Source organism: Brachybacterium sp. J153, assembly GCF_036311905.1.
In the GTDB taxonomy this organism is placed as follows: domain Bacteria; phylum Actinomycetota; class Actinomycetes; order Actinomycetales; family Dermabacteraceae; genus Brachybacterium.
Map to the genome: position 1 here is coordinate 64,725 of NZ_JAZDCH010000024.1, position 12,486 is coordinate 77,210.

At 73.1% G+C, this 12,486-nt stretch carries 12 protein-coding genes; 7 read left to right on the top strand and 5 right to left on the bottom strand.

Annotated elements, in window-relative coordinates; translation table 11 throughout:
• Positions 1–42 precede the first annotated feature (42 nt).
• Entirely contained in the window at positions 43–648 is a 606-nt protein-coding gene (locus tag V1258_RS11440) for a PH domain-containing protein (protein WP_329749806.1), read from the bottom strand.
• Between the two features lie 74 nt (positions 649–722).
• On the bottom strand, positions 723–1,994 hold the full coding sequence (locus tag V1258_RS11445) for a molybdopterin molybdotransferase MoeA (protein WP_329749807.1): 1,272 nt from the start codon (positions 1,992–1,994) through the stop codon (positions 723–725).
• A gap of 162 nt (positions 1,995–2,156) precedes the next feature.
• Between V1258_RS11445 and V1258_RS11450 the strand changes: the two genes are divergently transcribed.
• From V1258_RS11450 to V1258_RS11480, 7 genes are all read left to right on the top strand, one after another.
• Positions 2,157–3,143 (top strand): NADP-dependent oxidoreductase, encoded by a 987-nt coding sequence (locus V1258_RS11450; RefSeq protein ID WP_329749808.1) that lies wholly within the window; start codon positions 2,157–2,159, stop codon positions 3,141–3,143.
• Positions 3,144–3,229: 86 nt separating this feature from the next.
• Entirely contained in the window at positions 3,230–4,483 is a 1,254-nt protein-coding gene (locus tag V1258_RS11455; RefSeq protein ID WP_329749809.1) for a class I SAM-dependent methyltransferase, read from the top strand.
• On the top strand, positions 4,480–5,199 hold the full coding sequence (locus V1258_RS11460; protein ID WP_329749810.1) for a DUF4129 domain-containing protein: 720 nt from the start codon (positions 4,480–4,482) through the stop codon (positions 5,197–5,199). The genes V1258_RS11455 and V1258_RS11460 overlap by 4 nt, the downstream gene beginning before the upstream one ends.
• On the top strand, positions 5,196–5,690 hold the full coding sequence (locus tag V1258_RS11465) for a hypothetical protein (RefSeq protein ID WP_329747173.1): 495 nt from the start codon (positions 5,196–5,198) through the stop codon (positions 5,688–5,690). The genes V1258_RS11460 and V1258_RS11465 overlap by 4 nt, the downstream gene beginning before the upstream one ends.
• Positions 5,687–6,757 carry an AAA family ATPase gene (locus tag V1258_RS11470; RefSeq protein ID WP_329749811.1) on the top strand — a complete coding sequence of 357 codons (1,071 nt, stop codon included), beginning with the start codon at positions 5,687–5,689 and terminating at the stop codon, positions 6,755–6,757. Before V1258_RS11465 ends, V1258_RS11470 begins: the two co-directional genes overlap by 4 nt.
• Complete coding sequence (locus V1258_RS11475; RefSeq protein ID WP_329749812.1) at positions 6,754–8,106, top strand: DUF58 domain-containing protein; 1,353 nt, start codon at positions 6,754–6,756, stop codon at positions 8,104–8,106. The genes V1258_RS11470 and V1258_RS11475 overlap by 4 nt, the downstream gene beginning before the upstream one ends.
• Positions 8,106–8,654: a hypothetical protein gene (locus V1258_RS11480; RefSeq protein ID WP_329749813.1), complete on the top strand. Its 549-nt coding sequence runs from the start codon at positions 8,106–8,108 to the stop codon at positions 8,652–8,654. Before V1258_RS11475 ends, V1258_RS11480 begins: the two co-directional genes overlap by 1 nt.
• A 75-nt stretch (positions 8,655–8,729) precedes the next feature.
• Here V1258_RS11480 and V1258_RS11485 read toward each other — a convergent pair whose 3' ends face one another.
• The 3 genes from V1258_RS11485 to V1258_RS11495 all read right to left on the bottom strand — a co-directional run bounded on the left by V1258_RS11485 (position 8,730) and on the right by V1258_RS11495 (position 12,160).
• Positions 8,730–10,364, bottom strand: coding sequence for an HNH endonuclease (locus V1258_RS11485; RefSeq protein ID WP_329749814.1), 1,635 nt, complete (start codon positions 10,362–10,364; stop codon positions 8,730–8,732).
• A gap of 180 nt (positions 10,365–10,544) precedes the next feature.
• Entirely contained in the window at positions 10,545–11,246 is a 702-nt protein-coding gene (locus tag V1258_RS11490; RefSeq protein ID WP_329749815.1) for a PKD domain-containing protein, read from the bottom strand.
• A 275-nt stretch (positions 11,247–11,521) separates the two neighbouring features.
• Complete coding sequence (locus tag V1258_RS11495) at positions 11,522–12,160, bottom strand: DUF6318 family protein (RefSeq protein WP_329749816.1); 639 nt, start codon at positions 12,158–12,160, stop codon at positions 11,522–11,524.
• Between the last annotated feature and the right edge of the window lie 326 nt (positions 12,161–12,486).

Here is a 12,486-nt window from a genome sequence, read left to right on the forward strand (position 1 = left end):
GAGGACCTCGGGCCCTCGAGGATCTCCAAGTCTTCGGGGCCCTCAGAGGTCGAGGCGCAGCACGACGAGGGCGACGAGAACCCCGAACACGGCGATCTCGCGCACGTTCAGGCGCGAGGTCCCCACCACGCCCGGGTCCTCCTCGTGGTGCTCGGCCCAGCTCTCCCAGCGGTCGCGGACCACGGCGGAGCGGCTGCGCTCCTGGTCACGGCGCAGCCGCTCCCCACGGGAGAGCCGCCGCCGACGCTCGGTCCCGCCCGCACCGGGTTCGTCGCGTCCGGCCCGCGCGAGCGGGTTGTCGCGGCCGATGCCGGGGGCGTTCCAGGCGGAGATCGTGCGCGGTGACCCGTCGGCCGCGCGGGTGTCCAGGCGGAGCATCGCCCCGAGGCGCACGGCGGTGATCGCCGCGAAAGGCAGGCGGTGGGTGTGCAGGATGTTGCGCACCTCGACCTCCTCCTCGTGGAGCACGACCCGCGGTGCCCATAGCAGCAGCCAGATCAGCCCGGCGATCAGTGCGAGACCCGGTACGACGCCGAGCCCCCGCACCCCGGCGGAGAGCAGCGCCTCGGCGGCGAGCAGGCCGAGCACGACCCAGACCACGATCGCGAGGACGGTCGCGCCGTGGGGGCGCAGGTGCAACGGGGACATGCGGCCCAGGGTATCGGCGGAGCGGCATCGCCCCTCACAGCGGGCGCGGTCCCTCACAGCGAGAGATCGGGTCCTCACAGGGGGAGGACGAGCGCTCCGGGGCCGCCGTCGCGGAGCACGAGCGCGTCGGCCCGGCCGTAGGGGGCGAGGCGGCTGCCGGGGAGGACGTCGACACTCTCCCGGCCCTCGACGTCCCGGCGCAGCAGACCCGGCAGGGCGCGGAGCACCCCGTCGGCCCGGCCCACTCCGTCGGCCCGGCCTCCCCCGTCACGCCCGTCTCCCCCGTCGGCGCGGTCTCCCCGATCTCCCCCGTCGGCGCCGAGCGGGAGCCGCCGCGGTGCCGGGTCGACGCCGGGCAGGAGCGGCCGCACGAACAGGTGATGGCCGACGAAGGCACCGACGGGTGTGCCCGGCAGGTGCACGACGGGGGTGCCGCCCGGGAGTCGGCCCCAGCCCTGCGGCCCGCCCGGTCGCAGCGCGAGATGGGCGAAGCGGCTGGTGCCAGCGCCGAGCTCGCCGAGCAGCTGCTTGACCACGTCGTACGCGCCGCTGCCGATCCCGCCGGTGGTGAGAACGAGGTCCGCCTCCGCGGCGGCCCGCTCGAGCACCGCGCGCAGAGCGGCGGGGTCATCGCCGCTGTGCCTCCAGGAGGCGTCGGCCCCGTCGGCGGCGAGCGCGGCGACCAGCATCTCGCCGTTGGACTCGCGGACGGCACCCGCCGCCGTCACCTCCTGCGCCCCGGTGAGCTCGTCACCGGTCACCACCACGACCACGCGCGGCGGTGCGAGCACCGGGAGGGTCCCGATCCCCAGGGCGCGGCCGAGCCCGATCAGTCCGGGCCCCACCCGTCGTCCGCGCTCCGCGAGCACAGTACCGAGGGCCACCTCCTCACCGCGGCGGCGGACGTGCCGCCCGACCCGCGGCGCGCCGGCCAGCCGGATCCGCACCCGCTCCGGGGCGGGGCCGAAGGGATCGGCATCGGTGTCCTCGACCGGGATCACCAGGTCGGCGCCTTCCGGCACGGGAGCGCCGGTCATGATCCGCGCCGTCGCCCCCGGAGGCAGGGCGCCGACGTGCCCCGGCCGCGCCGGCAGCTCGGCGAGCACCGGCAGCACCATGTCGATCTCGCCCGTCGGCGTGCCCGCGCCGAGGTCCGCTCGCCGTACCGCGAAGCCGTCCATCGCCGAGAGCGGCTCCGCGGGGAGATCCTCGGGGCTCGTCACGTCGGCGGCGAGCACCCGCCCGAGCGCCTCCGTGAGGGGCACTTCCTCTTGGCGGGAGGGCAGGGCGAGCTCGCGGATCAGCAGGGCCCGCCACTGCCAGGGATCGGTGCGCTCGCCGGCCATAGATCGCTGCTCCTCGGGGTTCTCGTCGGGGTGCTGGTGCAGGTCCTCCGCATCCTGCCACCTCGCCCGCCCTCGTCGGCACCCGCCCCGCCCCCGCCACCTCCCAGGCACCTCCCCCGCCCCTCTCCCCCGACGCCCGGATACCGGGTGCATGATGGGGTTATGCGCGAGATCCGTTTCGACCGCTTCGGCGGCCCCGAGGTCCTGACCCTCCACACCGACGCCCCGGTGCCCGAACCGGCCCCGGGCGAGGTGCTGGTGCAGGTCTCCCATGTGGGCCTGAACCCGCTGGACTACAAGATCCGCGACGGCTCCTCCGGCCGGGCGAAGGACCTCGCCCTCCCCGCGGGGACCGGCCGCGAGATGGCCGGGGTGGTGATCGGCGCGGGGTCCGACCTCGACGAGGCCGAGCTCGGATCGCGCGGGTTGACCGTCGGCACGCGCGTGTTCGGGATGCGCGGCCCGTCGGACTCCCGCGGCACCGCCGCCGAGGTCGTCGCCCTCGACGCCGACGACCTCGCCCCGGTCCCCGGCGAGATCCCCGACGAGGACCTGCCGCGCTGGGCGGGGCTCGCCCTCGTCGGCCTCACGGCGATCGCGACCGTGCAGGACGCCGCGGAGCTGCGCGAGGGGCAGACCGTGCTGGTCCACGGCGGCTCGGGCGGCGTGGGGCAGCTGCTGATCCCACTCGCCCGCGAGGCGGGGGCGGCGCACGTGTGGGCGACCGGGCGGGCCGCGAACGCCGAGCGGATCCGCGAGCTGGGCGCCGAGCCGATCCCGTACGACACCGGCGACTGGGCGCGGGAGATCGAGCGCCTCACCGACGGCCGCGGCGTCGACCTCGTGCTCGACACCCACTACCACCAGACCTTCCTGCCGAGCCTCGACGTCATCGCCGACGGCGGCCGGATCGTCGCCCTGCCGTCGCTCGCCGACCTCTCCCCGGCGCGCGAGCGCGGCATCGACGCGAGGATCCCGGGGATCGTCGCGAGCCGCGAGCGGCTCGACCACCTCGTGCAGGGCGTCCGCTCGGGGCGCCTGCCGCTCGAGGTCTCCAAGGTGCTGCCGCTCGGCGAGATCGCGGAGGCGCACCGCCTGCTCGAGGAAGGCCACACCCGGGGCAAGCTCGTGCTCGACGCCCGCGCCTGAGCTCTCCCCGACGACGTGCCCGCGCCACGTGTTCGCACGTCGGTCCGGGCTCCTGGCACCGGTGCCCAGCGGGTAGCCTGGCACGCATGGCTCCGCCCTCCGATGACGCCGACGCGGCGCTGCGCACCCTCGAACCCGTGCTGCAGCGGGACGGCTGGGCCCTGCTGAACGCCCTCCCCCCGTACGTCGAGCAGGACGCCCTGCGCCAGGGAGCGCGGCTGCGGGAGGCGGGGCACTCCCCCGAGCTGGTCGCTGCCGTGATGACCCAGGCGCGGCTGCGGGCGAAGGGCGCCGAGAAGTTCGGCGAGTTCGCGGCGTCGATGCTGTTCACCCCGCACGGGCTCGAGCAGGCCACGCGTCTGCCGATCGCCGCGCTGCACGCCGAGCGCTTCCAGCGGGCGGGCGTCGGCTCCGTCGCCGACCTCGGCTGCGGGATCGGCGGGGACTCGATGGCCCTCGCCGGCCTGGGCCTCGACGTCATCGCCGTGGACCGCGACCCGGTCTCCGTGGCGGTCGCGACCGTGAACCTGCGCCCCTTCCCCACTGCCCAGGTGCGGCTCGGCACCGCGGAGGGCCACGACCCGCACGACACCGAGGGGATCTGGCTTGACCCGGCGCGTCGGGCCCCCGCGCGCGGCGGCACCCGTCGGCTCCACGACCCCGAGGAGTACGAGCCGCCGCTGTCGACCGTGCTCGAGCTCGCGCGCCGGCTCGGACGCGACGGCGAGCTCGGTCCGCTCGGGGCCAAGCTCGGTCCGGCCGTGGACAGAGAGGCGCTGCCCGCCGAGGTCGAGGCGCAGTGGCTGTCCTTCCACGGCCAGGTGCTCGAAGCGGCGCTCTGGTGCGGCCCGCTCGCCCGGGAGGGCGTCCACTCCTCGGCGCTGCTGATCGACCGCGACGGAGCCCACCGCCTGGACCGCGGGACCGACGCCCCCGCCGACCCGCAGCCCGGACCGCTCGGCGACCACCTCTACGAGCCCGACGGCGCCGTGATCCGCGCCGGGCTGATCGGCACGCTCGCCGCCCGGCTCGAGGCCCGCACCCTCGATCCGACGATCGCGTACCTCAGCGGCGATCGTCGCGTCAGCACCCCCTTCGCGCGCGGCTATGCGGTGCGGGACGTGATGCCCTTCGGGATGAAGCGCCTCGCCGCCTACCTGCGCGAGCATCGCCTGGGCGTGCTCGAGATCAAGAAGCGCGGCACCGCCGTGGAACCCGAGGAGCTGCGGCGCCGCCTGCGTCCGCGGAAGTACGGCGATGAGTCCGCGACGCTGATCCTCACCCGCATCGCCGGCGAGCAGTCCGTCATCGTCGCCTCACCGCACGGCGCCATCGCATGACCGCCGCCCCCGACGCGGACCTCGCCCGTCGCCGCCGCCTCGCGGTCTGGCTGCTGGCCGTGCTGGTCCTGGTCGGGACGGGGATCGTGATGCTCGGCGCCTCCGCCGATCGTGGTCCGGCGCCGGTCGTGCACGAGCAGGGCACGCGGTCCGCCGGGCCGATGGCGACGCCCGAGATCTCCTTCTCCGAGCCCGACTTCGGGGAGCAGGAGCAGCCCACCGCCAACCCGGTCGCCCAGCGGGTCGCGGGATCGATCATGACGGTGCTGCTCGTGCTCCTGGGACTCGTCGCCGCGGCCGCGGTCGTGATCCTGCTGTGGCGCCTTCGGTCCCTCGCCCGGCCGGGCCCCCTCGAGGCCGAGGAGGCCGGCGAGGAGGAACTCACCGTCGAGCAGGCCCGCGCCGCCCTCGACGACGCCCGCGAGCTGCTCGGCATCCAGGTCGACGCCCAGGACGCGGTGATCGCCGCCTGGCTCGCCGTCGAGCGGGCGATCGCCGCAGCGGGCGTGCGCCGCGACCCGGCGCAGACCACGCTCGAGTTCGTCGTCGCGGTACTGGGGACGCTCGACCTCGACCAGGGCGCGCTGGACCGCCTCGCGCACCTGTACCGGCGGGCGCTGTTCGACCCCGAGCCGCTCGCGGAGACCGACCGCGGCGAGGCTGCAACGCTCCTGGACACCCTGCTCGAGGGCCTGGACGAGGGGGCGGCGCGATGAAGGGTCTGCTGCTCCGGCTCGGGGGCTGCGTCGCCGGTGCCCTGGTGCTCGTGGGGCTGTTCCGGCTCTGGGGCCTCGAGCTCGCCCTGCCGCTCCCCGTGGCGCTGGCCCTCGCGATCGGCGGCGGCTGGTGGCTGCTGAGTCGCGGGATCGAGAGTCCGGAGTCGCTCGACGCCCCGGATCTCGACCTCGACGCGGACTACGCCCTCCCCCACGCCCAGGACATGCGGGTGCGCCGCCTCGAGGACCTCGTGCACGGCGCCCAGCCGTCCCGCCGCATGACCGCCCGGGGCCTCGGCCGGGTGCTCGGCCAGATCGCCGAGGAGCAGGACCGCGACCCGTCGGCCCCGCCGCTCGGCGCACAGCTCGCGCAGCTGCTCGACGAGGCGCGCCATCCCGATGCCGAGGCCCATCCGATCCGGGCGATCGACCGCCGTGACCTGCACCGCTACATCCGAGAACTCGCCGCGCGCGAGGAGAGGGACCGATGAAGGACCAGACAGAACGACCTGCCGACCCGTCGGCCACCGCCACCGCCACCGCCACCGCCACCGCCGTCCCTCACACCGGCCCGTCGGCGCTCACTCCCGCCGAGGCGACGACCGCCGCGCAGAGAGTGCTCGATGCGGTCGAGACCGCCGTCGTCGGCAAGCGCCCGGCCCTGGAGAAGGTCCTCACCGGCATCCTCGCCGGCGGGCACGTGCTGCTCGAGGACCTGCCCGGCCTCGGCAAGACCCTCGCCGCTCGCTCCTTCGCCCAGGCGCTTGGCCTGCCGTTCACGCGCGCCCAGTTCACGCCGGATCTGCTGCCCGCGGACCTGACCGGCGCGGAGGTCTTCGACCAGCGCACCGGCGAGTTCGTGTTCCGCCCGGGCCCCGTGTTCACCGGTCTGCTGCTGGCCGACGAGATCAACCGCACGCCCCCGAAGACCCAGTCGGCGCTGCTCGAGGCGATGCAGGAGCGGCAGGTCTCGGTCGAGGGCACGACGCGCAAGCTGCCGCAGCCGTTCCACGTGCTCGCCACCGCGAACCCCGTCGAGCACGAGGGCACCTATCCGCTGCCCGAGGCGCAGCTCGACCGCTTCCTGCTCCGGCTCAGCTTCGGCTATCCCAGCCCCGAGGAGGAGTGGTCGGTGGTCGCGCGGCGCCTGGACCGTCGGCGCGAGGAGCAGGAGGTCGCACAGGTCCTCGACGCCGAAGGGCTGCTCGCCGTCCAGGCCGCGGTCGAGGAGGTCCACGTGACCGAGGCGGTCGGCCATTACGCGGTCTCGCTCGTGGCGGCGACCCGGCAGCACCAGCACGCGCTCGTCGGGGCCTCCCCGCGCGGCACCCTCGCCCTGATCACCTGCGCCCGGGCGCTCGCCTTGATCCGCGGGCGGCAGTACGTCGTGCCGGAGGACGTCAAGGCTCTCGCGCATGCCGCGCTCGACCACCGGGTCACGGTCAAGCCCGAGCTGTGGCTGCAGAACGCCACCGGGGCCGGGGTCGTCGACGCCGTGCTCTCCCAGGTGTCGGTCCCGGCCGCTGCCGAGTGCGACGGGGCGGCTGGCGGCGCGTGAGCTCCCCGACGACCAGCGGGGCCAGCGCGCCCACGACCCGCGGCGCCCTCCGGGCGACCCCGGCGCTCGTGCGCGCCGTGCTCGCCGTCGCCGTCGCGCTCGGTCTCGCGGTGCTGGTGGGGCGTCCGCAGGTGGTGATCGCGGCGCTGCCGCTGCTGGTGTGGGTGGTCCTCGCCCTCGGCCGACGGCATCTCCGCGGCGAGGACGAGCGCGGGGACGGGCCCGTGATCGCGACCGGGCGTCGCACGCTCGAGGAGGGCGGCACCACCACCGTCGCCGTGGTGACCGCCCCCGGCACCCTGACGGCCCTCGCCGTGCCGCTGCGCTCCGGGGCCCGCTTCTCGCCGAAGCTGGGTGCCGCAGCCGGCGACGGCGAGGTGCGGATGCGGGTCAGCGCGAACCGCTGGGGCCGGGTCCGGGTGGGTCCGCTGCACGTTGTGCAGGCCGACGGGCTGGGCGCCTTCCGCACCGAGCAGACCCTTCCCCCGGTGGACGTGCGGGTCGTGCCCTCCTCGACCGTCCTCGACGCCCCGGTGGAGGTGCCCACGCCGATCGGTGTCAGCGGCGCGCACCTGTCCCGGCGCCGGGGTGACGGGACGGCGCTCAGCGAGGTGCGCGAGTTCCGGACCGGGGATCGTCTGCATCGCATCAACTGGCGCGTGACCAGTCGCACCGGGCGGCTGCACACCAACGCGACGTTCACCGAGCAGGACACGGACGTCCTGCTGGTCACCGACACCATCACCGATGTGCAGCCCGCGCCGTGGGCCGACGCCGATGCACCGACGAGCCTCGACATGACCGTCCGGGCGACGGCGGCCGTCGCCCGGCACTACCTGGCCGCCGGGGACCGGGTGTCCGTGTTCGACATCGGGCAGTTGATCGGCCCGGTGCGGGCGGGGACGGGGCCGCGGCAGCTGCGGGTGCTCACCGACGCGCTCGCCCGCGCCGGCCGCGACGACGGGACGGCCCGCTCGATCCACCGGCTGGGGCGGGTGCGCGCCGGGACCCTGGCCGTGGTCTGCTCGCCGCTGCTGAACGACCAGGCCATCGCGCAGATCGGTGTTCTCGTGGCCCATGGTGCGGACGTGATCGTCGTGGACACCCTGCCGCCGAGCATCGGAGAAGTCGCCGCGCTGACCGGTCGGCCGCTGCGAGTCGACGGGACGGTCTCGGAACGGTTCTGGGCGGAAGCGTGGGCACTGCGACGGCTGCTGCGCGGCACGACGGTGCGGGAGCTGCGGGAATCGGGCGTGCCCGTGATCCCGTGGGAGGGGCCGTCCTCGCTGACGCCGGTGCTGCTCTCCCTCGCCGCCGCACGCACCGCCCCGCGACGGAGGAGGTCCTGATGCGCGCACCGCGGATGCTCGATCCGATCGCCGAGCGGCTGCTGGACCTGCGCCGCATCAGCGGCACCCAGTGGGCGCTGCGGGGGCTCGGGGTGGTGGGCTTCGCGGTCGCCACCTTGCTGGCCATGCCGGCCGGACCCCTCGCGAACCTCGGCACGGGAATCGTCTCGCTGCTCGTGATGGTCGGCGCATTCGCGCTGGTGCTCCGCCCGGACAGCGAGATCGGGGTCCTGGCTCCGATCGCGGTGCTCGCCGTGCTCGTGCCACAGCCGGGGCTGTCGATGGGCAGAGCGGCGCTCGTGGGGGTCGCCCTGCTGGTGGCGCATGCCGTGTTCGCGCTGGCAGCGACGATTCCCGCCCACGGCACGCTCGAGCGGTCCGCATGGCGGCTGTGGGGGCGGATGCTGCTGGCGGTGATCGGCTTCTCCGTCATCGCCGGTCTGGTCCTGGCCATGGTGTCCCTCGTCGACCTCGGACCGTGGACGATCTCCGTGGCGGTGCTCGCGGTCCTGGGCCTGGTCGTGCTGCTGCTGCCGCGGAAGTCGTGAGGTAGCTCGGGGACCGGATCCCCGGCGCCTCGCTCGACGCAGGCGTGCTCACGCACCGCGGGGCCGCGGGCGACCTCAGGCCGCCGCTGGCGGCGGTTCCCGTCCCTGGTCGACACGGTCGCCTCTGAGGTCTCTGCCGTCGATCGCAGCGTCGGACGGCTCTGCGGTCGCAGGGTCTGGCTCGTCGGCGGGCCGGCGGTCGATCTCGTGGTCGATCTGGCAGTCGATCTCGGCCCCGTCCGGCGCCTCGGCGGGCGTCTCCTCCAGGATCTCCGCACCGAGCGCATCAGCCATGGTGCGCAGAGCGGGTGAGGTGGAGGTGTAGACGTGGCCCGTGGGGGTGCGGATGGTCAGCCGGCTCGGGGCACCGTCGCTCGCTGGCTCGAGATCGGTGTGCCACCCGGGCATCTCCTTGGCGAGGTTGAAGCGCTGGCAGAGCCCCACTCCGTTGGCGGCGTCGGTGTTCCCGCCGTCCGCGAAGCGGTGGACGTGGTCGACGTCGTGGATCGCCGCATCGCACCAGGGGGTGCGGCAGCGCTGGTCGCGCTGCAGGATGAAGCGGCGCGTGGCACCGCGGAACAGGCGCCGACGGGGGTCGGCTTCCTGGAGCTCGCCGGTGCGGGGGTCGGTGTAGAGGCGGCGGATCCATCGGGCGGCTTGCGTGACCTCCGGCGGGGTGATCTGCGGCGGTGGTTCGTCGGGGGTGCCAACTCGGCGGGCATGTTCGGGGGCGCTGTCCTTGCGGGGCAACTCCGCGGTGCTCGCGAGGGGTGAACGCTCCGGGGCACTGCTCCCGTGGCGCTGGGGCATGCCCGCGCTCGCCGTGAGGGTTCCGAGGGCCAGGTCGCGTGCGACGGGCCCGGGCAGTGGGTGGCCGTCGATCCACGCCGTCTGCACTTCGTCTCCCAGGAGCGTCGTGTCGGTCATGAGCAGCTGGATCTCGACGGACAGGTCTTCCGGCTTCTCGAGCCCGGTGACCCGCTTGACCATGGTGTCGGCCATGATCTGGCCCTTCGTGCGCTGGTCGCCGCTCGACCGCGCGCTCTTCGCGGCGTCGGTGAGCGACGAGAACACGGCGACACCTTCCTGGAGGGGAAGGACCGCCCGGAGGATCGACATCCCGTCGACGGCGGGCTGCAGCGTGACCCTGCGATCGGCCACGGCCCGCTGGTGCCGCTTCACCGCTGCTTCGGGGTCGAGCTCTTGGGCCCGCGCTCGGGCGAGGTCCCCCGCGCGCCGCGCGGTGACGGTGGGGAGGCTGTCTGCCACGGCGGCGTCGACGCTCGCTCGATCCTCGTCGTCGAGCACGAGCACGTTCTCCGCGACGCGGCGGGCAGCGAGCTCGCTGATCTCACCGGCGTCGAGCAGTGCCGAGGTCCGGGGCAGGGAGTCCAGGAGCACGCGATGCAGGGCGACCTCGTCGGATGCCTGCTTGGGGGTGATGCGTCGTGCGAGCGCGACCTGATCGGCGATGCCTCGTCCGCGCTGATCGCGCGCGACCCCCTGCTGCTCCTGCGTGCGGATCTGGGCGGTCCAGAAGGCTCTCTCCGCGCGGGCTTGGACGGCGGCGACGCGCGCTTTCGCCCGCTCCGTCGCGGCGATGAGGTCTACCAGTGCGGCCTCGGTCTCGAGGGCCGGTTCCTCGGCGTCGGGCGCCTCGTCGAGGAGCGTCGCGAGCCGCGTCGTCCAGCGCTGTGCGTCGTTCTCCATGGGGCACCCCCTCCTCCGCGTTCGCCGTGCTCTGCCGTTCCTGGAGTGGAACGGCCTTCTCGAACAAGCGTGCGGGTTCTCGGCGGTGGGGGCGAGTGCAGGCGCTCGATTGGGGATAAAGGCGCTCTGGGGAGGAACGGTTCCGGCGGTGGGGGGAGACCGACGTCGGAGAGACTGCCGTCAGATCTCTCGGTGAGTCGCCTCGGGGTCCTTCGGGCCTTCGGTCTCCGCGGTCCGCTCAGGAACCCACGGGTCCCCCTCCTCGTCGACCGGAACATCACCATTGACAAGTCGCGACTCCAACGACTTCGAGAAGATCGGAATCGGATCGGACGCGACATCGATCGTCCCGTCGATGTCCTGCCACGCACCGCCGGCGACGGAGAACTGGCCGCTGAAGGTGGTGGTCAACGTGACGTCATACCAACCCTCCTGCGTGTACGTCGCCGACACCTGTTCCGACGGATACGGAGCTCCCGGGTCCGTCGTCGTGATCGTGTTCCCGTCACCGAGGTCCCAGTGATAGCTCACCGGGATCGCCCGCACCTGAACCGGCGTCCCCAGCAGTGTCATGTCCATCGTCTGAGTCTCGGACTCCGCGTAGAGCACGTTGACCATGTTCACCGGCAACCACCCCTCCGGCGGACCCGCCGACGCCACCAACGGCTGCACCGGCATCGACGCGAAATCTTCGAGAGTCACGGTGATCACGACAGGCTGATCACCCTGGACAAGGGTTCCGCCTCGCGCGCGGCATTCGTAGTCGAGCAGAGTCTCCGACTCTTGGCCAGATCGAGTATCCACATGCAACACCTCGGTCGCGATGAACCCATCCCCGTCACCCGCAGCAGCATCCCTAACGATGCACACAATGTTGTCCACCTGGCAACGAGTGTTATCGAAGTCCGACTCCGAGATTTCCGCGCACGAATGGCGGCTGCTACTGGAGAGTTCTCGAGAGGTGACGTAGACCTCGGGCCGAGATCTTGAGCCTTCATTCCCACCCGTTGCGCCAAAGCGATGCTTTGAAACATTTAGAAGGTGCGCTCCAAGAATCTGCGAACCATTCGTACCGAACTCCGGAGTCGCGTTGGCGGGCACGCCCCCGATAACCATTCCAAGCAAAAGTATGACTAAGCCCGTCAGGAAACGTCGCATCACAATTCCTCGGATTGGACACTCGAAGCAAAATCCGAGACAAGCCAGCTACCGTTAACCCAATCCAGTCCTCCGGTTGCGATAAGTGTCGACGCCTCGACGTTTTTCATGCCAGCACCATCCGCGGCAGGTTCCACATGCTCGCCGACAAGGATGGCGCACTCGGCAAGGACCTGGTGCTCTCCAGAGGTGTTACGCGCCGAGGAGTCAACGAAATCCACATTGGTCTCGCCCCAATACCCCCCAGACTCCCCCAACTCCTCAATCTCGACTCGCATCGCCTCGCAGTTCGCGCACTCAGGATCAGACAACTCGGCCAGCACACCGGGATCCCCGGTCATATAGCCGACGATCGCCACATCCCAGAAGTACTTGAACGCCTGCTCCGCCCCCTCCGGCGTCTGCTCGTCCATCCCCGGATAGTCCGCGGGGTCGGGCGCAGGGATATCCGGCGCAGCCTCGGTCGAGCCCTCGTCGCCTCCGCCGTCGCTCGCACCGCCATCGCCCCCGCCGTCGCTCTGTCCGATGTCGATCGAGGGCGGCGGGTCGGTCTTCGTACCCTCCGACGGATCACCGCACGCGGCGAGCCCCAAGGTCAGAGCGGCAGCGGCCACAGCGGCCAGGAGTCGACGAGACATGCGGGAGCCTTCCATATGTGCAGCAGATCACGGTGACCCTACCCAGCCCGCCCACAGCCCTCCACCCGCTCCCGCGGATTGTGGATGAACCGGGGTCGGGTCTCCGTCACCCCGAGCAGGCCGCTCGACCGCCTCGCGCAGGACCCGCCGGCCGATGGCCCCCTCGAGATCTGCCGTCCCCACGCCGACCAGGAAGCGGGCGTGGATCCACGATCGCGCGAGGGGCTCGAGGGGCGCGAGGGGCGCACGGCGCGCGAGTCAGCGTCCTGCGCGTCGAGGCGGGGACGCTCGCGGCCCTCTCGGGCTGAGCGTCCCCGCCTCGGACG